Annotated in this window: 14 protein-coding genes; 7 read left to right on the top strand and 7 right to left on the bottom strand. The window is 61.8% G+C overall.

The genetic code is table 11. The features are described 5' to 3' along the window. Positions 1–250: 250 nt before the first annotated feature. Together MOK15_RS05350 and MOK15_RS05345 are read left to right on the top strand one after the other, a co-directional pair. On the top strand, positions 251–583 hold the full coding sequence (locus MOK15_RS05350; protein WP_242930650.1) for a hypothetical protein: 333 nt from the start codon (positions 251–253) through the stop codon (positions 581–583). Further along, the gene (locus MOK15_RS05345; RefSeq protein ID WP_242930649.1) at positions 570–2,591 is read left to right on the top strand and encodes a hypothetical protein; all 2,022 of its coding nucleotides are present in this window, start codon (positions 570–572) and stop codon (positions 2,589–2,591) included. Before MOK15_RS05350 ends, MOK15_RS05345 begins: the two co-directional genes overlap by 14 nt. 325 nt (positions 2,592–2,916) lie before the next feature. Here the strand turns inward: MOK15_RS05345 and MOK15_RS05340 are convergent, their stop codons facing one another. From MOK15_RS05340 to MOK15_RS05330, 3 genes are all read right to left on the bottom strand, one after another. Beyond that, positions 2,917–4,047 carry a glycoside hydrolase family 43 protein gene (locus MOK15_RS05340; protein WP_242930648.1) on the bottom strand — a complete coding sequence of 377 codons (1,131 nt, stop codon included), beginning with the start codon at positions 4,045–4,047 and terminating at the stop codon, positions 2,917–2,919. 329 nt (positions 4,048–4,376) lie between these two features. Next, positions 4,377–5,921: a tryptophan halogenase family protein gene (locus MOK15_RS05335; RefSeq protein ID WP_242930647.1), complete on the bottom strand. Its 1,545-nt coding sequence runs from the start codon at positions 5,919–5,921 to the stop codon at positions 4,377–4,379. Positions 5,922–5,984: 63 nt separating this feature from the next. Beyond that, entirely contained in the window at positions 5,985–8,891 is a 2,907-nt protein-coding gene (locus tag MOK15_RS05330; protein ID WP_242930646.1) for a TonB-dependent receptor, read from the bottom strand. A gap of 285 nt (positions 8,892–9,176) precedes the next feature. On the opposite strand from MOK15_RS05330, the gene MOK15_RS05325 reads away from it, so the two are divergent. The 5 genes from MOK15_RS05325 (at position 9,177) to MOK15_RS05305 (ending at position 16,334) form a co-directional block, all read left to right on the top strand. Beyond that, positions 9,177–9,860: a SapC family protein gene (locus MOK15_RS05325; RefSeq protein WP_242930645.1), complete on the top strand. Its 684-nt coding sequence runs from the start codon at positions 9,177–9,179 to the stop codon at positions 9,858–9,860. A 3-nt stretch (positions 9,861–9,863) separates the two neighbouring features. Continuing rightward, on the top strand, positions 9,864–10,883 hold the full coding sequence (locus MOK15_RS05320; RefSeq protein ID WP_242930644.1) for a cupin-like domain-containing protein: 1,020 nt from the start codon (positions 9,864–9,866) through the stop codon (positions 10,881–10,883). Between the two features lie 44 nt (positions 10,884–10,927). Continuing rightward, positions 10,928–12,001 (top strand): alpha/beta hydrolase-fold protein, encoded by a 1,074-nt coding sequence (locus MOK15_RS05315; RefSeq protein WP_242930643.1) that lies wholly within the window; start codon positions 10,928–10,930, stop codon positions 11,999–12,001. A gap of 185 nt (positions 12,002–12,186) precedes the next feature. Continuing rightward, complete coding sequence (locus MOK15_RS05310; protein ID WP_242930642.1) at positions 12,187–14,121, top strand: sialate O-acetylesterase; 1,935 nt, start codon at positions 12,187–12,189, stop codon at positions 14,119–14,121. A 107-nt stretch (positions 14,122–14,228) separates the two neighbouring features. After that, positions 14,229–16,334 (top strand): alpha-L-arabinofuranosidase C-terminal domain-containing protein, encoded by a 2,106-nt coding sequence (locus MOK15_RS05305; RefSeq protein ID WP_242930641.1) that lies wholly within the window; start codon positions 14,229–14,231, stop codon positions 16,332–16,334. Between the two features lie 142 nt (positions 16,335–16,476). Here the strand turns inward: MOK15_RS05305 and MOK15_RS05300 are convergent, their stop codons facing one another. The 4 genes from MOK15_RS05300 to MOK15_RS05285 are packed head-to-tail and all read right to left on the bottom strand — an operon-like array spanning position 16,477 to position 23,935. Next, positions 16,477–18,375 carry an NPCBM/NEW2 domain-containing protein gene (locus MOK15_RS05300; RefSeq protein WP_242930640.1) on the bottom strand — a complete coding sequence of 633 codons (1,899 nt, stop codon included), beginning with the start codon at positions 18,373–18,375 and terminating at the stop codon, positions 16,477–16,479. After that, on the bottom strand, positions 18,372–20,717 hold the full coding sequence (locus MOK15_RS05295) for a glycoside hydrolase family 95 protein (RefSeq protein WP_242930639.1): 2,346 nt from the start codon (positions 20,715–20,717) through the stop codon (positions 18,372–18,374). Before MOK15_RS05295 ends, MOK15_RS05300 begins: the two co-directional genes overlap by 4 nt. Further along, positions 20,714–22,288 carry a glycoside hydrolase 43 family protein gene (locus MOK15_RS05290; RefSeq protein WP_242930638.1) on the bottom strand — a complete coding sequence of 525 codons (1,575 nt, stop codon included), beginning with the start codon at positions 22,286–22,288 and terminating at the stop codon, positions 20,714–20,716. Before MOK15_RS05290 ends, MOK15_RS05295 begins: the two co-directional genes overlap by 4 nt. Positions 22,289–22,297: 9 nt before the next feature. After that, complete coding sequence (locus MOK15_RS05285; RefSeq protein ID WP_242932639.1) at positions 22,298–23,935, bottom strand: glycoside hydrolase family 43 protein; 1,638 nt, start codon at positions 23,933–23,935, stop codon at positions 22,298–22,300. Positions 23,936–24,117: the final 182 nt, after the last annotated feature.

The raw sequence follows: 24,117 nt of genomic DNA, 5'->3' as shown, positions 1-24,117 counted from the left end.
ATCTGGCTGATCTGAAAAAGCAAGTTTGAGCTATGCTTTGCTTATATTGCAGATATTATCACGCCTCCACCTCCCGTGATGAGGGCTTAGCCTTAGACTTCCTTCTCCCAATCCGCGCCAGACTCAGGATGCCTCATCCTGGTCAGTGAGGAGCAGGGTTCCGGCATGAGCGAAGTTGGTCTGGTCAATTTGTGCGATTTAGTGTCGCATAAATTGACCAGACCAATTTTGTGCGCTACAGGGTCGCATAATGACCAGCGAGATAGCGACTGGCCGAACCAGGGGAGATGGCCGTGAAGCAGGCTTTCAGGAGTATATTGCACGTCGGGGTCGCCTCTGCTGCGACTCTTTCCACGGCATCATTGGCTTTCGCGCAGGATGTGCCTGCACGCGCTGCGCAATCGCGCCCAGAAACTGGCGCAACCGTACTCGTCCGCTACGCCTTCGGTTCGCGCTGATGGGAAGGGCGACGGACAGTCCGCAGAACGACTTCGCGCTCCTGCACCGAGAGATGATTTTGAACGACGGCACTGCTGGCAATGAGGCAGGCAATTTGGAGAGCCATGATGATGAACAGGACTGACGCTCGGATAATCGGCACGGGCGTAGCGCGCACCGGCAATCGCAAGGCGGCGTTCAAGACCACGGTCGGGCTGGCGCTGGTCTGCGCGGGCGGATTGGCGGCGGCGTCATCGACCGCGCCATCGCGCGCGGTGCCTCCGCCGCCAAAGCCGGAATCCGTCCAGATCCAGTCGCTGCCGTTGCCGCCGACGGCGCCGTCGGATGCCGCAGGCACCTGTACGTCTGCGATCAATCCGCGCGGAACCGGCTGCATGTCGGCTCAGATAGACGCGATCATCGAAGGGCCTGCCTATACATGGGATGGACAGCATGTGCTGCTGGCCGTCGAATATGCGGGCGCGCCGGCGTCGGCCGGTGCGGGTAGCATCTATGACGGGCCGCAAGTGATCGCCATCAAGACGGACGGCGGCCATTTCCCCAATGGAGACCCCTGGAAGTGCATCACCTGCGGCATTCCCGCTACGACGCTGGAAGGCGCCAATTTCAGCACGCAGGGAACGGGCGTCCTGGCCAATCCTGCCCATAAACGCGCGCTGATGGTCGATCATCCGCAGGCGTTCCCCGGTGATCGCAAGATACTCGCGGGTACGAATATTCTCGACTGCGGAACCCTTAAGATCACCGACGACGCCTGCACGCCCGATCGCGTGCGCGTTTACCCGATCCGGTGGAACACCTCCGCCGACGGCTCCGGCCCGGGGGGAGCTATCCGCGAATTGCGCCTCAACCCGGACGGCGTTCACCTGATGTGGAGCCACATGAACCGCACCACGGGCGAGCTGGACCAGCATGGGTTGGTCGGGCGTCTGGCGTTCAACCCTGCGCCGCGCACTGGCGAATCGCGTGTCCCGCGCTATGATTTGGACGACGTCTATGTCCTCACCAGTACCGGCAAGCCGGAATATGCGCCGTTTCGCGCCGACCCGAAAAATCCCGGCCGGCTGATCCTCAATCCCGTTCAGGGTACGATCGGCGAGGCGCGCGGCTGGACGCGCGACGGCAAGGATGCGGTGGGCATGGGGCAGGCGGAGTCCGGCAATGTGGACATGTACATCACCGAGTTGAAGAGCGGCGCGTCCCATCGCCTGACCAGTGCGCCGGGCTATGCGGACCCGATCCTGATGTCCCCCGACGATAAATGGTTCGTCGTTTTCGACAATCGGTCGAGCGATCGGCACATGTATTATGGGGCTATGCAGGGCATACCGCCGCTGCTCGATCAGCTCACACGCATGATCATGCTGAATTCAACCTATGGCTATCGCAACGGGATGCGCCGTTTCTTCCAGCCCTTCCTGATTGACCGGGCAGGCGATCGCGGGGGCTATGCCGGGCAGCAGCTCAATGCAGGCGACGGAACGCCGGGCAGCCCCAGCGATCCCAACTGGAACGCGCGCGCCGATCCGGCCTGGTCGCCCGATGGGACCGCTGTCGTCTATTGGCAGGCGCTGGTCACTACGCCCGACTGCGGTGGCGCCAATCCCTTGCCTTGTCCTGTCTCCACCGAACCGGGTGGTCGCCATTCGCGACTGATGATCGCGCGGTTGCCGGACCGGAAGCCGTTGCCGCTTGGCCATGTGGCCAAGCCGGGCCGCCTCACGGTGCCCTGGGGTGTTCCCTACAAGCCCGGCGATTCCATGCCTACCCGCTACCCCAGCCTTCCGGCGGGCAAGTTCACCCTGCAGGGCCGCGTGGGCGGCTCTGCGCAGGTCGAAGTGCGCACGACGGAGAATGGTCGCCTGACCTTCATTTCCGCAAATTACGAACGCTATACCGACGACGGCGCCCACATTATCGACGGCACCGAAAGCGCGGAAATGGTCCCAGGCACCGGGCTGCCCCGGATCATATGGCATTCGGATCTGCGGTCCAGTGGGCAGCAGGTCGGCACGAAGAAGAGCACCGAACCGGGTGGCTTCATCATGAGCGTTACGGGCCAGCCGCTCGAAGGAGATCTGGTCACGACGATCGACGGCAAGACCTATCGGCGGCCTCAACCGGGCACCTGATCCGGTCTCGACGGATGAAGAAGATGCGGCGGTTTTTGGCATGGGCAATGAGGGTGGTGCTGGCGGCGTCCGGCGCCGCGTCCGTTGCAACGGCGCAAGGACATCGCGTGGACACAGACCCGCGCGTCATGCTCCAACGGCGCGATGACTGAACGTTCAGGCGGGGCGGCGATGCCGGCCCGCACCCGCCAGCGTCCACCGGCCGGGTGGAGGCCGATCGGCCTCCCGCATAGCTGGTATCGTGTCGGCTATTGATTGCGCATCGCTGCGCGGCTCGTAATAAATTTGAGCGCGGAGGAGGGCACTTCCTCCGCGCTCGGCGCGCTCAATGCGCAGCGCCGTCCTTCGTCCCCTTGGTGACGAACGGATTAATTGTCTGGATCGTACCGTCAGGATTATACTTCAACTCTGTCACCTTGACGTTACGCAGCCGGGTCTGACCCGACAATTGGCTGTCTGCGTAAAAGAGCCACCAGCGGTTGTTCCACTCTACGATCGAATGATGGGTAGTCCATCCTTCCACCGGCTCCAGGATGCGGCCCTTGTAGGTGAAGGGGCCATAGGGGGAGTCGCCGATGGCGTAGGCCAGATAATGGGTATCGCCGGTCGAGTAGCTGAAATAATATTTGCCCTTATACTTATGCATCCACGCCGCCTCGAAGAAGCGACGGTCATGGTCGCCGCCCAGTAAAGGCTTGCCCTTCTCATCCAGTATCTGCACCGCGCGTGGTGTTTCGCTGAATTCGAGCATGTCGCCAGTCATTTTGGCGACACGCGGGGCCAGTGCGGCTTTGTCGTCCTGGCCCAGGTCGGTCTTCGACCCGTTGGGATCATATTTGCCGTCGATGTTACGCTGAAGCTGGCCGCCCCAAATGCCGCCGAAATACATATAGCTCGAACCATCGCCATCCGTGAAGACTGCCGGGTCGATTGAATAGCTGCCCTTGATCGGTTGCGGCTGCGCCTTGAACGGACCCATTGGGTTGTTGGACGTCGCTACGCCGATGCGGAAGGCACCTTCCTTGTCCTTCGCAGGGAAATAAAGATAATAAGTGCCGTTCTTGTGCGCAGCATCCGGCGCCCACATCTGCTTTTCGGCCCAGGGCACATCCTTGACGTCCAAGGCCACCGGGCCGACCGTTACCGGCCCGCCGATCCTGTCCATCGAGAGGATACGATAATCGCGCATTTCAAAATGGCCGCCCAGATCGTCCTCGGGCGTCGGCCCGTCGATATCATGACTGGGATAGACGTAGACCTTGCCGTTCCACACATGGGCGGACGGGTCGGCCGTGTAGATGTCGCTCACCAGCGGCTGGGAAAGATACTCAGACGCACTGCGCTTTGACTCCTTCGCCGCCGGCGCCTCATTAGTGGGCTGAGGCTGCTGGCATCCGGCGGCAAGCATGGTGACACCGAGTAGCAGGGCGTGCAGTTTGCGCGAATGCTTGGGCATAATGATCCTCCCTTGTTATCTGCCGATCGGATAGCGCTATCATAGCGTTAACGCAATCACTGTCGCAGGCCCTGTTCGCTATATGCGGTATCAAGAATAGTGAAGAGCAATTCTGCGAACGCCATCACTGGTAGCGGAAACAATGGAGAGGATCATCAATTGGAAGCTCACGTCTGCGCTCGACGGCATCCTTCTACTCGGTAGCGCCGGCGTTTAGTGATCGTTTTGGCACCAGAATATCCAGCGCAGCAAGCCACTGCAGCGATTGCCCGATGCACCCTATGACAGCCGCAACCGGGTGCAGAATGGCAGGTTCGTGCTGCGGCCGGTCAGACCGGCTGCAGCCCGTGCGACAGGATTTTGTCGATAAGATCCCGGTGGCGCGGCAGGCCTGCGCGCAGCTTCGCGGTAAGCGCCACATTTTCCCGCACGGCGCGTCCCGCCAGATGGGTGTCGCGGGCGAGTGAGGTGCGATCGACCTCGGTGCGGAAGCCCATGCCGTAGAGCACATATTGATAGCTCGCTGCCGGGAAGACTTCCTCCGCCCGGTCGAACTCGTCATGGAACCAAGGGGACTGATATTGCCAGAGCAGCAGCAATTCCCTGAGCCGATCGGGGATGGATTCATCACGCACATTGTCGCGCCAGAAATCGCTGTCGGTACGCTGCGTCAGCACATAATGGAGCTTCAGGAAATCGATGATACGCCCCCAACGATATTGGGTCGTCGCGTTGAAACGGGACGCGACGATGTCCATCACCTCGCGGCACGCGGGCATTTGTTCGGCTATGATCTTGGCTGACAGTTCGATGAGGACGATGGCAGAGGCTTCGAGCGGTTCCAGGAAGCCGGCGGCGAGGCCCACCGCCACGCAATTGCCCTTCCAGAAGGTTTCGCGATGACCCGAGCGGATTGAAATCTTGCGGGCATTCAGGCCCTCTGCCGCGGAGCCGATGTAGGCGCGCAGTTCGCGCTCCGCCTCTTCGTCCGAAATATGGCTGCTGGAGTAGACGTGGCCGACGCCCCGCCTGGTCTGTATGCCGATATCCCAGATCCAGCCCGCGCTTTGCGCGGTTGAAATGGTGTGTGACGCGATCGGGCTGTCGGGGCGTTCATAAGGTATCTGCATCGCGAGCGCCGTGTCGCAGAACAGGACGTCGCCGCACTCCTTGAAGGGCACCTTCATCGCGCCTTCGATCAGTAGCGCCTTGAAGCCGGTGCAATCGACGAACAGGTCGCCCTCTATCTCGCCGGCCTGGGTCGTGGTGATGGCGCGGATGTCGCCATCATCCTTCATCAATATCTGTTCGACGTCGGCAAGGATATGCTGCACGCCCAGCTTTTCGCAGCAGTGACGCTGCAGGAACGGCGCGAACTTGCCGGCATCGAGGTGATAGGCATAATTGGCGAGCGCGTCATATTCGGCCGTCGCGATTGTCTTGGGCGCCAATCCGTCATCGCAGATGCGGCCTTGGGAACAGACATTGTCGCAGAAACTCTCATCGGCATCGTTCGCCAGCCAGTGCGGGGCAAGGTTTACTTGCCCGAAATTCTGGGGAAGCATCAGCGGATGGTAATAGCCGTCGTCAGGGGCGCCTGTCGTCCAGCGGGCAAAGCGTGCGCCCTGCTTGAACGCGGCGTCGCATTCGCGAAAGAAATCGGTTTCCGACACGCCCATGCGGGACAGCGTGGTGCGGAGCGTGGGCCAGGTCCCTTCGCCCACGCCGATAATGGGCGTGTTGGGAGATTCAACCAGCGTGACTTTGAAGCCGTTGCCGATGCGGGTCCGATGCCGTGCCGCGATGATACCGGCGGTTAGCCATCCGGCGGTCCCACCGCCGACGATCACGATGTTGCGGATGGGGTGAACCATGAAGAAATTACCCATGAAAAGGGAGGGGATGTCAACCGACTTCCCCTCCAGGACGAGACAGGGTTAGAAGCGGTAGCGAACGCCCGCCGTGAACCGCCGACCATAGGCATAGACGTCAAGCAACTGGTTGCTGAAACGGCCATGGGTGCTGACTGTCTCGTTGGTGAGGTTCAGCGCCTCGCCGAAGACCGTCAGTTGCTTCGTAATATCAAAGCTTGAGCTGAGATCGACCTGTAGCGCTTCGTTCACGAACGTCGGTTCCGCACCGAAGGCCGAGTTGTTCTGCGCCTGACCGAACGCCTGCAGATATTTATCGCGCCAGTTGACCGCGGCACGGATCTGGAAGCCATTCTTGTCGTAGAAGCCGACGAAGTTCGCCGAATTGGCAAGGCCGGTCACAGCAAATCCGCTCTGCGACAGATCGGTGCGATCATAGGGCTTGTTCGTTTCGACGAAGGTGGCGTTGGCATTGAAGCCGAAGCCGCTGTCGCCGAAGACATGCTGCCAGGCCAACTCCACACCCTTGATCGTGGCGGACGGCCCATTCACGCGTTGGGACACGGTGAATATAGCCGGCTGGCCCGTCGTGGGATCGATCACCCCGTTGATCGTCTGACGCTGCGTACCGGCAACGATGAAGTTCGACACATCCTTGATGAAGAAGTTCACCGCTGCATAGGAGTTGCGCTGGTAGTACCATTCCGCCGCGAAGTCGAAATTATCCGCGAGGAAAGGTTGCAGTTCCGGATTGCCGCCAGTCGCCGTCAATGCGCCAACGCGTTGACCGATACCGACATTCAGCACGGGTGTAAGCGTATTGAGCGAGGGACGGGTCAGCGTCCGCGATGCGTCGAAGCGGAGATGGAACTTATCTGTGATCTCAAGCTTCATGTCGAGGCTGGGAAGAAGATAAGAATAGCTGCTCTTCGTCGAGATCGGCTGACTTTCCGAAAAGGTCACGTTGAGAAGCGTGGGATCGGCTTCGCTGCCAACAAGGGCAATCGGTACGCGACCGACGCCGCTGGATGTGAGATTGGTGATCTCTTCCCGCATACCGGCATTGAAGCGGAACGGCATCCCGGCAATTTCATGCTCGAAGTTCACGCTGACATAGGCAGACCAGGTCCGTTCCCTGATATCCTGGATGCTTCCCGGATCGAGAGCGAGATCGAAGGCGCCGGTGAAGTTCGGTCCCACAGTAGGGTCGGCATAATTGAAGCCGGGAATGTTCTTCGTCTGAGGATTGCCCAGACCTTCCAGATATTGCTGATAGGCCCTGGCATTATAGGCCAATAATTCCGGCGGCAGATTGCCGGAAAAGCCTGGAATCCAGTTTTTCATGCTGATCGGGCGGCCATAGAGGTTGGTCGGGATCGGCACGCCGGTATTTCTGCCCGACGGTGTGCCGTAACCGGCATAGGCCTGCCAGAAATTATTGGCAAAGGTGTTGCGGTTTTCCAGCTTGAAGCGGTCCTCCATGTAACGACCGCCGAACTTGACGCGGAAGCTGCCCTCCTCCCAGGTGCCGCCAAGGCGAAACTGCTTGATTTCATCCGAGTTTTTTTGAACCGATCGTACCGTCACGTGCGAACCGATGATGGACGGATCGCTCCAACGCGATTGATCGCCGGCGGGACCATAGGTGGTCAGTTCCGGAAAACTGTTCTTGCTGTCACCCGTGACGCGAACACCCAGCGCCGTGCCCAGCAACCCGCCATAACCGATGTCGCCATTCTCACTGCCGATGCGGTTGCCGGGATTCTGTTTGCTCTTCGCATAGGAAGCATCCGCCTCGAACTTGAGGTTTTCGGTAGCATCCCATTTGAGGTTGAGGCCGACTTGGTTGGTTTCAAGCAGGCGGCTGTCACGCCCGGCCGTGAAATCGGTGGGCGTCCCGGCCTGAATGAAATTGATCGCCGTGCCATTGCTGTCCTGCTCCACATTGCGCAGGTCGCCCTGGTTGAACCACATGCCGAAGCCGGAGATGTCGGTCACGATCTTCTGACGCGAATAATTGTCGTCGATGGTGAGGAGCACGTCATCCGAAGGTTGCCACTGGAAAGCGATGCGGCCGTCGACGCGTTCATCCTTTGTATAGCGCTGATCGGCGCCATATTGCTGTTGATACCAGCCTACGACGCTTTTGCGGTCGGATGCCGGCGCCGTTGCAGCGTCGGAGGGGCTGCACGACGCAGCCGTGCTGCCCGCCAACTGGCAAGGCGCGAAAAGGCCGCCCTGCCAGCCGGACACATAGACCCGGTTCACCTGCGTGTCGCGGCGGGTATACACGGCGTCGACGAGGAAACCCATGGTGTCGTCGGCGAAGGTCGTGCTGAACAAGCCACCGATTGTCGGTACGACCTTGCCGGCATCATCCTGAATCGACCCTGCCGCAGTCATCGCGACGCGGGTGCCAGGACGGTCGAAGGGTTTGGGATAGGAAATATTGACCGTGGCGCCGATCGAACTGCTCGACAACGACACGTCGGGGGTCTTGAGGACTGCCAATTGGCCCACAAAGTCCGACCCGACAGTGGTGAAGTCAACAGAGCGACCGCCGGTTGCCGTGGAAATTCTGCGGCCGTCGATCAGGGTTTCGTTGAAGTCGCCGGCAAAGCCGCGAACGGTGATGCCGTCCGGCTCGCCGCGGGAACCGGCGCGGTTGATGGACACGCCTGGCAAGCGCTGTAGCGAGGCGGCGACGTTGGAGTCGGGGAACTTGCCGATGTCCTCTGCGGAAATGACGTCAACGACGCCGGAGGATTCGCGCTTGATGTCGAGATTGCGCTGCAGTGAGCCGCGGATGCCGGTCACAATGATGTCGGCGTCGCTGGTCGACGATCCCACCGTGCTTTGGTCGGCAACTTGTGCGCCCGCAGGCACGGCAATCGCCAGCGCCAGCAGGCTTGCCGTCGTCGACAACGTTGCGTGCACGCGCAACGATGACGAATTATGGAATCTATACTTCATGATCCTCCCCTTGTTCAGACAATGTCTCGCCCGAACGCCACAACACCGTGTTGCGGCGATCATGTTTTTATAACCGGGATGATATTTTCTCTGCCTGTTGGGCAGATGTTATCGTCCTCATCCTGGTCTTCTCTTTTTCTGTTGGAAATGTTAGCGCTATCGAAACGGCCTATCAAGAGAAATTGTAGGTGTAACGGTCCACTAGCGCTAAAGCGGTCTTTAAGCCGTGGAAAAGAGCCAGATGCGTGGGCGGCCAAGGATCATATTATGCGATTAGGAGGGGATGTGGAGACGCTCGAACTGGTCAATAGTGACGCTCATGCAACACTAAGGATGCGGCCTTCCGGGCTGGGAGGGAGTCCGTTTGTTCGCGTGGTGCATAATGAGTTTGCACAAGCCGCTGCCGCTTGCCCGCTTTTGCTGTCCAAACATGCGGAGACTGGCGCTTTTTATGTCGGCGCGCTGATGGGCTTTAAAGAAGGCGAAAATCTCATCGATTGCCCGGACGGGCGGCCTGCCTTTCAACCGATGGAGGCGGATCGCGATGGGTTTTTCGCGATCGGCGAGAATATTGCGCTGGATCGCGCGCATAGCCGCTTTGCGAACGGCGCTAGCGATCTGTTGTTCGATTCGGAGGGACGGCCGACATCCTCGCTCAAGGTGGTGCAGACGGCTCTGGGGCGCTTGATGGCCGGTTCGGCGGGGACCGAGCTTTTCATTGCGGAGCTTGTCGCGCACGGATTGATTGAGCCCATCGACATCAAGCTGAACTTCGATGATGGGGAGCGCCTGCATCTGGAGGGGCTGTACACCGTCAGTCTTGACGCGCTGGGCGACCTGGAAGACGCTGCGGCGCTGAAGCTTTTTCGCGCGGGGCATTTGCAATGCGCCCATATCATGGTCGCGTCGCTGCATCATATCTCGCTAATGGCTCGGCGTCGCAATGAGCGGCTGGCTATGTCGGCCTGAGGGATGACGGTAGCGGTCGCTTCCGTGCAGGAACTCGCGGCATCGGACGTCGGTGGAGCCGATGGCTTGCGCGCGCTTGCATTGGCCTGTCGACCGATCGTGATTCGCGGTCTGTGCGAGGCCTGGCCGGCGGCGGCGGCGGGGCGTCAGGGCGTCTCTGCCGCATTCGACTATCTCGCCCGATTCGACGCCGGGCTGACCGCTGAATATTTTTCCGCGCCGGCAGAGCTTCTGGGGCGTTATCATTATGGCGAGGGGCCGGGCGGGTTCAACTTCGCCCGGGAGACGATTCGGGTTGGCGACGCGCTTGGGCGCATTATGGACAATGCGGCCGGCGGTGGCGGTACGGGCTATATGGGATCGCTCCCAGCGGACGCTCACTTTCCCGGTTTTGCTGACGCCAATCCCTGCATATTTTTGGGGACGGAGGTTCGGCCGCGCCTGTGGATCGGGAACCCATCCACGATCGCCTGTCATTATGACGCCTATGACAATCTGGCGTGTGTCTTGGCGGGGCGCCGCTGCTTCACGCTCTATCCTCCCGACGCGATCGGTGATCTCTATGTGGGACCGATCGATCATACGCTATCGGGACAGCCGGTATCGATGGCGGCGAGGGCTGGGGAGGGAGTGGGTGAATATCCGCGCTTTGCGGCGGCGCGCGCCAAGGCGCTTACTGTCGTTCTTGGGCCGGGTGATGCGCTGTATCTGCCCAAGCTCTGGTGGCACCAGGTAGAAGCGCTCGATCCGGCCAACATCCTGGTGAACTACTGGTGGGACGGGTTTTCGTCAGGTCCAGATGCGCCCTACGCCGCTCTTCTGCTGGCGATGATTACATTGGCCGAACGACCTGCGCCCGAGCGTGCCGCCTGGCGAGCCTATTTCGACCATTATGTGTTTCGATCCGACAGGCATCCGCTGGAGCATTTGCCGGAGGAACAGCATGGCGTGCTGGGGCCATTGGCCAATGGCAATTACGGCCGGATCCGTATGCTGGTGATGCGGATGCTGCGGGGCGGTTAGGACAGTTTCACAACGATGTTAGCAATGAAAAGGGAGCGGATGAAATGAAACAGGTCAAGCGAATCGCGGTGCTCCTGGGAGTCGCGCTGTCGATGGGGCCGGCGACGGCATGGGCGCAGATGGCCACGGAAGGGCCAGCCGCGATAGCCGATGCTAAGGCGGTGACGATCGAACGGATCAAGGTCCACGCGCCGACCATCGAAGGCAATCTGGAAGGAGACGCGGCGGACCGTGATGTTCTGGTCGTGTTGCCGCCCAGCTACGGCAAGGAGCCGAAGCGGCGTTATCCGGTAGTATATGCGCTGCACGGCTATTCGATCGGTGTGGAGCAATGGACGAAGGAAATTCATATAACCACCACGGTACAGAATGCCTTCGCGAAGGGTGCGCGCGACATCATCCTGGTGCTGCCCGATTCAAAGACGGTGCATAATGGGTCGATGTACTCAAGTTCGGTGACGACCGGAGACTTTGAAACCTTCATCTCGCGCGACCTTATCGCCTATATCGACAGCCATTATCGCACCATCGCCAAGCGAGAGAGCCGGGGGCTGGCCGGGCACAGCATGGGTGGCTACGGCACCAGCCGAATCGGCATGAAGCACGCCGACATGTTCGGAGCGCTTTATATCATGAGCCCCTGCTGCCTGTCGGCGCGGCAGGCCGGGCAGATGGATGCGGCGGCCATGACCGCGCTCGAATCGGTTAAGACGCCTGCGGACTCGGCCAAACTGCCCTTCTTCCTGCGCGCGCAGCTTGCGACGTCGGCGGCCTGGTCGCCAAATCCGAAAAATCCGCCGCTGTACCTGGACCTGCCGGTGAAGGACGGGGCGGTGCGGGGTGACGTGCTCGCCAAATGGGCCGCCAATGCGCCGCTCGCTTTTGTCGATCAGTATATCGGCAATCTGCGCCGCTATCGGGCCATAGCAATCGATGTGGGCGACAAGGACGGGCTGAAAGGCGATGCGCAGGCGCTGCACGAGGTGCTGGACCGCAATGGCATAGCGAACAGCTTCGAAATCTATGAGGGTGACCATACCAACCGCGTAGCATGGCGATTTCAGGATCATCTGCTGCCCTTCTTTGATCGAAACCTTGAATTCGCGACAGCAAAGTAGACACATGCGTCGCGGTGCCGGGCCTGACCGCATATCTTGTAATATGGGTACTTTAGGTAGCGATAACAAAATTATTGTGGCGCGGGAAAAATAGACTATTCCTGCCGTAACGATCCGGCACCAGACAGACCGGCGCAGGGGAGGAGCGAGCGGCCATGTTTCCGCACAATAATATGCCATTATCCTTGGGATTGATCATCAGCTTTACAGCGGCGAGTATCACAACCGCGCTGGCACAGCCCCGGTTCGATCCGATGTTCGGGGATCATGCGGTGATCCAGCGCGACCATCCCGTCACGATCACGGGCCGAACCGCTTCCCATGAAGTGATTGCGATAACATTGGGTTCGGAAACACGCGAAGTGCGCGCCGACAAGGATGGTCGATTCAAGGCAGGGTTTGCCCCGATCGGCGCCACAGGGGCCATAGCCCTGAACGCGCGCGCAGCGTCGGGCAGCATCACGGCGCAGGATGTCGTGGTGGGCGATGTATTTCTTTGTTCGGGCCAGTCCAACATGGAACTGGAAGTGCGAAATGCGCAGGACGCAGCGACGCAGATCCGCTTGTCAGCCGACGACCAACTGCGACTGATGCTGGTGCCGCGCGCCGTGGCGGACGAGCCGTTGCGCGACTTCCGCGAAGCGCCGACGTGGCGCAAGGCAGGGCCGGATAGCGTTGCTGATTTTTCCGCCGCCTGCTTTTACATGGCGCGCGAGCTGCGCAAGACGGCGAAAGTGCCCATTGGCGCGATTGCGAGTAGCTGGGGCGGATCGCGGATCAGCCCATGGATGGGCGCGCGGGCGCAGGCGGCCGTCGGACAGGCGGCGCAATCCGCGCTCGTGTCGCTGCACGGACGCGATCCCTTCGCGGCGGAGCGCGTGGCCAGCGCCGAATGGGAAAAATGGTGGCGCGAGGAGACCGGCGACGCGGTCGGCAAGGAACCGTGGCAGCCCGACAGCGCCATCACCTGGACCGATGTTCCGCGCATCGGTCCCTGGGAGGAATGGGGCATGACCGCGCTTGTCGACTATAATGGCATGGTCTGGTTTCGCCGTGAAATTGAACTGACGGCAGAGCAGGTCAGGGAAGCCAAGATATTATCGCTGGGGCTGCTGGACGATGTCGGGCGCGTGTGGATCAACGGCAAGCCGGTCGGCATGAGCGCGCGGAGCTGGCAACCGAGCGTCTTTGACGTCCCGCCGGGCGTGTTGAAGGCCGGACGCAATGTCATGATCGTCAATGTGCTGGACAATTACGCAAATGGCGGACTGTCCGGCCCGATCGCCGATATCAAGCTGGGGCTGGGGCAGGCAGGCGCGTTGCCGTTGGGCGAGGGCTGGCGTTACGCCGTGGCGACCCATTGGCCGGCAGATGCGCCGCGCGTGCCATGGGGCGACACGACCGGTTCCGGAACGCTCTATAATGGGATGATCGCGCCGTTGGGGGCGATCGGGCTGAAGGGCGTGGCCTGGTATCAGGGCGAGTCGGATGTCGACCTGCCTGGATATGCTGACCGTATGAAGGCGATGATGGCCGATTGGCGGCGGCAGTTCGGTTCGCCGAACCTTGCCTTCGTGGCTGTCCAACTCGCCGCCTATGGCAGGCCGGAAACCGAGCCGGTCGAAAATGGATGGGCCGCGATGCGGCAGGCGCAGTATCAGGCCATGGTCCGGGACGATCATGGTGGCCTTGCCACGGCGATCGATATTGGCGACCCGTTCGACATCCATCCGGGCGAGAAGCAGGAGGTCGGTCGCAGATTGGCGGCGGCGATGCGCGCGGTCGCCTATGGTCAGGCGGGGTCGCGGTCCGGACCACAGGCGGCGCGGGCGATTGCGACGACCGATGGTGGCGCGGTGATCGAGTTCACCGGACTTGCCGGTGGGCTGCATACACGTAGCGCGGCGCAGGTGATCGGCTTGGAATTGTGCGGGGAAATGGCAGGCACCTGCCGCTTTGTGCCGGGCAAGGTGGAAGGGTTGCGGGTGGTGTTGGCGGGTGACGGGCGTCCGGCGACGCGCGTGCGCTATGCCTGGGCTGGCTCGCCGGTCATCAATCTTTACGACGAAGCGCCGCTGCCGGTCGGTTCCTTCGATCTGCCGATAGCGCCGGCACGCTGACGCACAAGGCCGCACCCATAAGCGGCCAAAGCGAGACGCACATTGGAAACTGTCAAGACGCGCGTCGGCGTGGTGTCGATGCGCGTCCCCAAAGGGAGAGGATATTCATGCGACGGGTGCATCTTTTGCAGGCAGGCTGTTGTCTGGCGCTGGTGGCTGCCAGTGTTGGCGCGGGGCAGGCGCAAGCGATCCGGGCGACGATCGATACCAGCCGCATCAGCGCAGCGGTGACGCCCTATGAATATGGCATGTTCATTGAGCCGATAGGCGGGCTGGTGAACCGCACATTATGGGCGGAAATGCTGGATGACCGCAAATTTTACTATCCCATTTGCGCCGAGGGGAAAGACGAGAAAGTCCCGGACACGGTTGAGGGACGCCCTGCGGCCCAATTCCGCAAATGGCGGCCGATCGGGGGCGAGGATGCAATTGTAATGGACGGCGACGATCCGTTCGTCGGCACGCATAGCCCGAAGGTGGCGGTGCTGGGCGACAGTCCCCGTGGGTTCAGTCAAGGCGGCATGGGCGTGGTCGCGGGGAAGGCGTATGTCGGCCGCATCTTTCTTAGCGGTGATTCCGGGGCCAAGGTGCAGGTGGCGCTTGTGTGGGGCGATGGCCCACAAGATCGACAGGTGGTGAGGCTGCCCGCGCCTGGCGCGAAATGGACCGAGCTTCCGTTCCGCTTCACTGCCGGCAAGGCGTCGTCCGACGCCCGGCTGGAGGTGACGGGGACGGGCAGCGAGCATTTCCGCGTCGGTGCGGTTTCGCTGATGCCGGCGGATAATATCAATGGCTGGCGCGCAGATGTGACGGCGATCGCGAAGTCGCTCAATTCCGGCTTCTGGCGTCTGCCCGGCGGCAATTTCCTGTCCAACTGGGACTGGCATCAGGCGCTGGGACCGCGTGACAAGCGAGTGCCGATGTTCGACCATGCCTGGAGCGCGATGCAGACCAACGACATCGGCATGGATGAGTGGATGGACCTGACGCGCATCCTGGGCGTGGAGCCCTATGTGACGGTAAATGCGGGCTTGGGCGATGCCAATTCGGCGGCCGAGGAGGTCGAGTATCTGAACGGCGCGCCCACAAGCGAATGGGGCGCGAAGCGTGCGGCCAATGGGCATCGGGCGCCCTATGGCGTCAAATGGTGGAATATCGGCAACGAGCCCTATGGCTGGTGGCAGATCGGCAAGACATCGCTCGACTATTATCTCATGAAGCACAAGAATTTCGCGGTTGCGATGCGGGCGAAGGATCCGGGCATCACGCTGATCGCGTCGGGGGCGATGCCGGACCAGTTGCATCCCCGGGACGTCAAGGAAAACCCATCGCTGGGGAGCATCCAACATAAGTTTGGAACCGAGGAGGATTGGACCGGCGGCTTCTTCGCCAAAGCGATGGGAACGTTCGACGGCATCACCGAACATTATTATGATCGGGGCGAGGAACGCCCGAACGCGCCGGCAGACGAGGAATTGATCGAATTCGCGCGCTCGCCTTCCAACAATGTGCGCATGAAGGCGGAGGAGTGGAACATCTACCGGCAACGCTTTCCGGCCATCAGGGAAGCCAATGGCGGCAAGGGCATTTTCCTGTCGATGGACGAATATGCCTATATGGCGAAGGACGGCGCGACGCTGAAATCGGCGCTCGCCTATTCCATGGTGATCCAGGAAATGCTGCGGCATACCGATTTCCTGACGATGGCGGCCTTCACCACCGGGACGTCTACCATGGACATAAGCGCGACCGATGCGGTGATGAACACGACCGGACTGGTCTTCAAACTCTATGGTGAGCATTTTGGAGCAGGCACCGTACCGGTGGGGCTGGAAGGCAATGTGCGGCAGCCCGATCCCAAACATGTCGTCGGGTCTGCTCACCCACAGGTGAAGGCGGGCAGCGCGACCTGGCCATTGGATATGATCGCAGGGTTGAGTCCGGACGGTCGGTACTTGCGGATCGGCGTCGTCAACGCGACCTTCAAGTCGCAGAGCGTGGCGATCGACATGCCACATGTGCGTACGCGTGGTCAGGGGAAGGTCTGGCGTATCACCGCCAAATCGCTGAGCGCTGCGAACAAGGTTGGAGCCAAGCCCGGTGTCACCATAACCGAGGCTGCGGCTCCGGCCATGAACGGTCGGTTGACCGTGCCGCCTATGTCGACATCCATTTTCGAATATCCGATCGACGGCGCACAAGGCGGTCGCTGACCTGTTTCGGAAGGAGGCGCGTGGATCGGCGCGTCTCCCTGTCATGGTCGTCTGGGTCCGGAGAGGGGCGACGTGCCGAACTGTGGACGAAAGCGGCAGGTCGGAATGTTCCACGCATTCCTTCTTGCCGCGCCACAAGACGTCAGCGACGCAGCGCCGCGTCGCCCCATGTGACCGGGACCGCATTGCCCTGCGCGCCATCGGCGCGTGCGACCAGTTCGATGAGGGCGATGCCTTTCACATCGGCCGCCAAGGATTGCGGTGCGTCTCCACGGCGCAAGGACATCGTGCTGGCGAGAGGCTTGCCATCGCCATAGAGGAAGAAGCGGACTTGCTGACTGCCGTCGAGCGCACTGTCGTCCACACCGACGCTGGCGGTGAAGCGCGCGAAACCTTTGTTCCGCACTTCCAGACGCGAATTGGCGAGGACGCCGATGCCGGAGGCGAAAGCCTTGCCACCGATGAAGAGGGGTTGGTCATAGGGCGTCGCGTCGGCCATGGCGCCGCCCCAACCGGCGTACATCGGACGTTCGCCGATGCCGCGCGTGCTGCGCCAACCAGGAATGGAGCGGTAGATTGTGGGATCGGGTTGGGGCTCGACGACGCCGTCGACGGCTGGATTGACGTTGCCGGGCTGTTCCGAGAGATAGAGGCCGTCGGCCAGCGCTCGCTCACCCGAAGCGCGGAATATCAACGTCTGGCGCGGCTCCACCCGCAGGGTTGTTTCCCTGGTGAAGTCGCTCTTCGCTCCGGTCCAGAGGTCGGATAGGGCAATGGCGTGGTTGGCGCGGAACTTTAGATGGTCTGATGTCAGCACCGCATCTACCGGCGCCATGCCCCGGTTGAAGAGCGCAACGGCCTTGTCGCCATTGGCCAGCGTCTTGACCAGTATCTGGAGTTCGTTGCTGTCGAAGGCGAGCACGGCCTGGTTGCCGGCCGGGTCTTGATTGATTGCGATGAGACTTGCGTTGCCGAAGATGTCGATCAGCGGTTGAGGCGTCTTGCGCAAGTCCGCACCGATCAGCAGCGGAGCGTTCATCATCGCCCAGAGGGCGAAGTGCGAACGGGCTTCGGTCAGGTGCCGTGCGTCGAAATCGCCCGCGCCGATGAACAGCATGTCGGGATCATTCCAGGAGCCGGGATGGGCGTAGAGCGCACGGCGGACGGCGCTGTCATAGTTGGTGAGCATCCGGTTCCAGTTGGGCGAGATGTCGTCGCTCGTGCGCGAGATATTCCCGACATCCTTCCCCCAGGAGCGGACATTGGCGCTGCCCCAGATGCAGAGCGAGAGCATATAGTCGCCATCCGGATTGTGGCGGGCGAGGGACTGGTTGATGTCGGCAAAGAGCGCCTTGACGGCGGGAATATTTGACCGGGTGATGGATGCCTGATCGATCAGGGGGGTGAGCGGGCGATATTGACCATCGCGGACCCGTTCAAAGTCGGGCGTGAAGGCGCGGATGCCGCATCCGTCGACCTTGATCGCGTCAAAGCCCCAGTCGGCGAAGAAAAGGCGAATGTCCTGGTCGCTATGGCCGTAAAGGCCGACCTCACGTTCCGCCACCGTGCCTTCGGGCAATTGCGCCGGGCCGGTGGAATAGGCCTGCGAGCAACTGTTGCGGCCAAGGTCGGAATAGATGCCTGCCTTGAAACCCATGCTGTGCAGCTTGTCGGTAAGCGGGCGGAAGGAGGGATCGCCTTTGACCGTCAGGGAGGACGGGAATTTGTCCGCGCGGATCATCAGCCGGTCGTCGCTGGCACGGCGTTTCAGCCACCAGCCATCGTCGATGTTGATATAGCGATAGCCTTTCTTAGCGAGGCCGGTGTCGATGATGCGCTGGGCGGAGCCGAGCAGTTTTTCCTCGTCGATTTCGGTGAAGAAGGCGTTCCAGCTATTCCAGCCCATGGGCGGAAGCGTGGCGCTGCCGCCCTGATAAGCGGTCCAGTGGCCGGAAGGCGCCAACGGATTGGGAGTTTGAGCCGACAGCGACGTCCCGGCGCACAATATGGCAAGGGGCAGGAGGAAGCGGCGCAGGGTCATGCAAAATCTCTCGACGTGAGTGTGACTGGGGTGCCGGCCTTCAGAGGCAAGGTGCGGCTTCGTTTGCCGAGGCGAATGATCCTGCGCTCATCGCGCTCGGGGTGCAGCATCGCCTGATCCAGGTTGCCGTTGCGCCATTTGATGTCAACGGCGCAGCGGCCACGAGCGCGCAGGCCCAGGATATGGCCGGTCGGCCAGGCGCGCGGCAGGGCCGGCAACAGGTCGATGACGTCGCCATGACTGTCCATCAGCATTTCGACGATACCCGCCGCGCCGCCGAAATTGCCGTCGATCTGGAAGGGGGGATGGGCGTCGAACATATTCGGATAGGTGCGCTCCGGGCCGAGCAGGAAGCGAAGGATTTCATGCGCATGGTCGCCCTCCCGCAGCCGCGCCCACAGGTTGATGCGCCAGGCCGTAGCCCAGCCGGTCGCACGGTCGCCGCGGATGTCCAGCGTGCGGCGCGCGGCGGCGGCGAGATCGGGCGTGCCGTCCAGCGTGATCTGACGCGACGGGTGAAGGCCGTAGAGGTGAGAGACGTGGCGGTGGTGCTGTTCGGGTGCGTCGGCGTCCCAATCCCGTTGCCACTCCTGTAGCTGGCCCTGCCGGCCGACCTTATAGGGAGCGAGCTTGTCGCGGGCGGCGCGCATTTCGGCGGAAAGGCTTGCATCGGTGCCCAGGATGGCGGCCGCCTCCATGGTCTGGGTGAACAGGTCGCGCAGGATGGCCATGTCCATCGTCGGCCCGGCGCAAAGGGTGCCGCCATGACCGTGGGGATTTTCCGGACTCATCGACGGGTTGGTGACGAGGAAGCCGGTCGTCGGGTCTTTTTGCAGCGTGTCGAGGAAGAAACGTGCTGCGCCTGCCATCAGTGGGTAGACTGAAGCGAGATAGGCGCGATCGCGATTATACTCATAATGATCCCACAAATGGGTGCAGAGCCATGCGCCGCCGGTGGGCCACAGGCCATATTGTGCGCCGTCGATCGGCGCGCTGGCGCGCCACAGGTCGACATTATGATGCGCGACCCAGCCGCGCGCGCCATACATGGTCCGGGCCGTGCGCGCGCCGGTGATGGCAATCTCGCGCATCATGTCGACCAGCGGCGTCACGCATTCGCCAAGGGCGGTCGGCTCGGCGGGCCAGTAGTTCATCTCGGTATTGATGTTGATCGTATATTTGGAGCCCCAGGGCGGGTTCAGGCTGTCGTTCCACAGGCCCTGAAGCGTGGCGGGCTGGCCGCCCGGCCGCGACGACGAAATCAGCAGATAGCGGCCATATTGGAAATAGAGGGCGGCGAGCGCGGGGTCGTCGCTGGTCTGGGAGGCGACGATGCGTTCGTCCGTGGGCTGCGCTGCGGCGGGTGTCGTGCCGAGGTCGATGGCGACACGGCGGAACAGCCGTTGGTGCGCTGCGGCGGTGTCGGCAGCGATGCGGGCGAAGGGGCGGGACCGTGCCCTGGAGATCGCCGTCGCGGTGGCGGCGAGTGGATCGCCGCTCACATCGTCGAAATGCTTGTAGCTGGTCGCCATGGCGATGAACAACGTCACCGCCTTCGCGCCGCGGATGCTGAGCCGTCCGTCGGCCGCATAAGTGATGCGTCCACCCTCGACCTGCGTCAGCAGGCGCGCGGCGAAGCGCAAATTGCCTTCTATGCCCTTGGACGCGCCGTTGCGGCCGGTCATCAGCAAGCCGGACGGACCATCCGCCACGACTTTCACCTCCTGCTGGGGGGAGCGCAGACCGATATCGACGTCGAGTTTGCCCGCACCGGTAGCAGAGAGGCGTACTGCGATGACCTGATCGGCGGGCGATGCAACGACCTGCCGCACATGGCTGACGCCGCCCGCAGTAAAGCGGGTGGTCGCCATCGCGCTGTCGTGGTCAAGCTCGCGCCGGTAGCCGTCCGTCGCGCCGAGGGTGGGAAAGTCGAGTGTCAGGTCGCCCAGCGTTTGATAGGGCATCTGCGTCAGGGGCTTGGCCATCAGCGTCTGGCTGGCGAGCGCCTCTGCCTCCTCGATCTTCCCCTCGAAGATCAGGGCGCGGACCTTGGGCAGCATCTCCCTGGCCTGCGGGTTGACGGGATCATAGGGCTGGCCTGCCCAGAGCGTGCTTTCGTTGAGTTGCAGCCGCTCCTGTGCGGTTCCACCGAAGACCATCGCACCGAGGCGGCCATTACCGATGGGAAGCGCTTCGGTCCATTCGACGGCAGGCTGGCGATACCAGAGGGCGAGTGGTTGGGCCGAAGGCGACGCACCGTTCGCCGCGCGGCCGGGCGTGGCGGTGAGCGCAAGGGTGCTTGCAGCAAGGCTGACGGCGGCTTCGCGGCGAGTAACGCTCATGGTCGGGTTCCATTCGAAAGAGGGGAGAGCGTGAAGCTGTCGACATCGAGATAGCCGCCGTCAGCCGTCAAATTGTAGCAGGAAATGGCGAGCTGCTGGCCCTGGAAGGTGCCGGTGCGCCAGTCGAAGGCGAGCGGGAAGGCGCCGCCCAATTCGGTCCAGCGGCGATTGTCGAGGCTGTAGGCGACGCGGCCTTCCTTCGCGTCGAAATCCATGTCGGTGCGCAGCCAGAGCGTGCGGCCGGCAATCGGTTGAGCCGGGACGCGAACCTGTGTAAGCGGGCCGTCCGTGGTGGACTCCGTGAGCTGCATCCGAAGCGTGAGGGTGCCCTGTGCTCCGCCAACGACCGAAAGTTGCGCACTATATTTGCCGAAGCTGCCGAAGCCGCAGATGTCGCCAGGCTTGATACCGGCGGTATCGAGCTTCACGACCGCGCGAGCGCGCGGCCCTTGCGCCTTTTGCGTCAGCGTGTTGCGCGCGGTCCAAATGCCGTCTGCCTGGGTGGCGTGCAGACGCAGGAAGCCGGGGCGCTGTGTCAATGACCAGCGGCTATCGTCGGGATTATGGTTCCATTGCCATTGCAGGCCGAGCCTGGGCGAGGAGAAATCGTCCGAGGAGGGCGGTTCGGCGAAGGGATAGCCCTGGATCGGCTTGGGCGATCGGTCGGGCACGCGATCGGGGGCTTGCGGCGTCCCCCAGAAGGGCCATTCATCCTTCCAATGGATCGGGCTGATATTGGTCATGCGGCCTATCGCGCCCGCGTCGACCATGACGAAGCCGTACCAGCTTCCATCGGGCAGATCGACGATCGCGCCCTGATGACCGCCGGTCTTGTCGTCGATCGAAGCCTTGGTTTCCCACGGTCCCCACAGGCTGCGCGAGCGGGATACCGTCATCGCCAGTTTGGAGGGGATGGCGTTGAAGAAATAATACCAGCCGTTGTGCCGGACGATCTTCGATCCTTCCGCGCCCTTGTTATAATAGGTTTGCCGGGCGGCGGTGACGGCGCTCAAATCCTTGTCGAGCGTCAGCAGCGTGACCGTGCCGTCCGTGCCGATCGAGGTGCCGAGATAGGCGGTGCCATCCGCGTCGATGAACAGTGCGGGATCGAAGGCTTCGCGGTCCAGTTCCTTATAGGTCCAGGGACCGTCGATCCGGGCGGAGCGATAGATACGGGTCTTATGCCCTACCGGGGTTACGGCAAGGTAGAAGAGGCCGTTATGGCGGCGCAGGCTGGCGGCATAGAAGCCGTGGCGATAATCGCCGCCATTTTTGAGATCGTAGCGCGGGTCGCCGTCGAGACGATCGACCACATGACTGACGATCCGCCAATTCACCAGATCCTTCGAATGGAGGACGGTGACGCCCGGTGAATTGGCGAAAGTCGTGCTGACGAAATAGAAATCGCCTCCAACGCGGATGATGTCGGGATCGGGATAGTCGGCGAACAGCACGGGATTGCGATAGGTGCCGTCGCCCTGATCGGCACGCCAGACCTGCGCCGGGAGGGCGCCAGCGATCAGGCCGGTTGCGAGGGCGAGGCTGAACATCTTTGTACGCATCACTGCCATGCCAGCTCCTTACGTGCCTGGCGTGTAGTGATAGGGGCCGACCACGGTGCCGACGAAGCCATCCGCTTTCTTCGTGCTGAGCAGCGTGACGTCCAGATCGGCCTTGAGAGTGCGCACTGTTCCGCCCACGCTATAGTCGAAGGCCATGGTCCCGCCTTTGGCGCGGATGGTCAGCGTCACGGGGCCGATCGTCGTGACGGGCGCGGAGGCGACAAGGGTGTCGGCGTCGGCAGTATCGCGCGTGTAAAGGGCCACCATCGACTTACCCGCGATGCGTGTCAGGCCGAAGAAGAGGTTGCTGCGGTCGCTCTGCACGGCGGCAAGGCCGGCGCGGTCGCCATCCTTGACCGGAGTGTAGCGCAGGGTGGTGGAGAAGGTGGCGTTGGCATGTTGTTGTCGGCGGCCGACAAAGGCGGGAACGCCGTCGAGATAGCCGAGGGGCGCACCGCTTCCCAGTTCCAGCGCCCCGCCCGAGAGGCGGTAGAAGGGCTGGCGCGGGGTGCGGATGCCGATCCACTGCATCGACAGACTCTTGCCGTCGAACTCGTCCGTATAGGCGAAGTCGCCGCTGGTCGGCAGGGCAGGTTTGGGGCCGGCGGGCAGGCGCGGCGCTTTGGCGACATAGGGGATCGTCTGCCCCTTGGGCAGGATCATCGGCCAGCCGTCCTTCCATGTCACCGGCAGCAGGAAGGTTTCCCGCCCGATATTGTAGAAGTCGTCTGTATAGGGACGGACGGCGAGGAAGCTCGCCCACCAGTCGCCCGTCTGCGTCTCCACCAGTGTCGCATGGCCCGCTGATCCGATCGGGTTCGGACGAGCGGGGTCGAGATCGCGCTGGGTGAGGATCGGGTTGCCTTCGAACGGGATATAGGGGCCACGCAGTTCCTTCGCGCGCAGCACCACCTGCGAATGGTTGACGCTGGTGCCGCCTTCGGCTGCGGTCAGATAATAATAGCCATCCTTGCGGAAGATATGCGGTCCTTCGATCCAGACCGGCTTTTTGGAGATGTCGACGCCGCCATTGACGATCTGCGTGCTTTCGCCAACCATCTTGCCCGCGCGCCAGTCATATTCCTGGATCCAGATGGCGCGGTGGCCGCTGTAACGGGGCGGTTCGTCGGGTGCGCGATTATTGACGATATAGGCCTTGTCACCTTCCCAGTAGATGGCAGGATCGATGCCCTCAAAGGGCAGCCAGATGGGATTGGACCAGGGACCGGCGGGGTCCTTCGCCGTGATGACGAAATTGCCTTTACACTCGACGCAAGTGTTGACGATGTAGAATGTGCCGTCGTGGAAACTGATGTCGGGCGCGAACACGGCCTGGGAGATGCGGCGGCCGTCGAAGTCCAGTTGTTCGGGCCGGTCGATCGCGTTTCCGATCTGCGTCCAGTTGACGAGATCCTTCGATTTGAAGATCGGCAGGCCGGGGAAATGGGCGAAGGAGGAGTTGACGAGATAATAATCGTCGCCGACGCGCGTCATCGACGGATCAGGATAATAGCCGGACAGGATCGGGTTGCGATATTCGCCGGGCTTGATTGCGACCTGCTCAGTGGCCTGCCCCTGATAAGTGAAGCGATCGAAGCGGGCAGGGGCGGACTGGGCAAACGCGGCGCTGAAACCGAACAACGATGCGTACAGCATCACAGGGGTTAGAACCCGAAAGGTCGAAATCCGGTGCTGCATTGCTTTCTCTCCTTGATCCTGCCGCCTATCCTTTGCGACTGTCGACTTGATAACGCTAACATTGATTGATGTCGAGGCGAAACGACCCTGTATTGCCACCTGCTGCTGTCGGCTGATAATCGAGACCCGAAACAAGGATT

The sequence above is a fragment of the Sphingobium sp. BYY-5 genome (assembly GCF_022758885.1).
Taxonomy (GTDB): domain Bacteria; phylum Pseudomonadota; class Alphaproteobacteria; order Sphingomonadales; family Sphingomonadaceae; genus Sphingobium.
The sequence above is the reverse complement of the archived record's forward strand: the minus strand, read 5'-3'. Positions and strand labels throughout refer to the sequence as shown.

What these genes read in the sequence shown, in the direction of transcription:
- MOK15_RS05350 (WP_242930650.1), top strand. Translation starts at nt 251, where the DNA reads ATGACCAGCGAGATAGCGACTGGCCGAACCAGGGGAGATGGCCGTGAA.
- MOK15_RS05345 (WP_242930649.1), top strand. Translation starts at nt 570, where the DNA reads ATGAACAGGACTGACGCTCGGATAATCGGCACGGGCGTAGCGCGCACC.
- MOK15_RS05340 (WP_242930648.1), bottom strand. Translation starts at nt 4,047, where the DNA reads ATGCCCAAGCATTCGCGCAAACTGCACGCCCTGCTACTCGGTGTCACC.
- MOK15_RS05335 (WP_242930647.1), bottom strand. Translation starts at nt 5,921, where the DNA reads ATGGTTCACCCCATCCGCAACATCGTGATCGTCGGCGGTGGGACCGCC.
- MOK15_RS05330 (WP_242930646.1), bottom strand. Translation starts at nt 8,891, where the DNA reads ATGAAGTATAGATTCCATAATTCGTCATCGTTGCGCGTGCACGCAACG.
- MOK15_RS05320 (WP_242930644.1), top strand. Translation starts at nt 9,864, where the DNA reads ATGACGGTAGCGGTCGCTTCCGTGCAGGAACTCGCGGCATCGGACGTC.
- MOK15_RS05315 (WP_242930643.1), top strand. Translation starts at nt 10,928, where the DNA reads ATGAAACAGGTCAAGCGAATCGCGGTGCTCCTGGGAGTCGCGCTGTCG.
- MOK15_RS05305 (WP_242930641.1), top strand. Translation starts at nt 14,229, where the DNA reads ATGCGACGGGTGCATCTTTTGCAGGCAGGCTGTTGTCTGGCGCTGGTG.
- MOK15_RS05300 (WP_242930640.1), bottom strand. Translation starts at nt 18,375, where the DNA reads ATGACCCTGCGCCGCTTCCTCCTGCCCCTTGCCATATTGTGCGCCGGG.
- MOK15_RS05295 (WP_242930639.1), bottom strand. Translation starts at nt 20,717, where the DNA reads ATGAGCGTTACTCGCCGCGAAGCCGCCGTCAGCCTTGCTGCAAGCACC.
- MOK15_RS05290 (WP_242930638.1), bottom strand. Translation starts at nt 22,288, where the DNA reads ATGGCAGTGATGCGTACAAAGATGTTCAGCCTCGCCCTCGCAACCGGC.
- MOK15_RS05285 (WP_242932639.1), bottom strand. Translation starts at nt 23,935, where the DNA reads ATGCTGTACGCATCGTTGTTCGGTTTCAGCGCCGCGTTTGCCCAGTCC.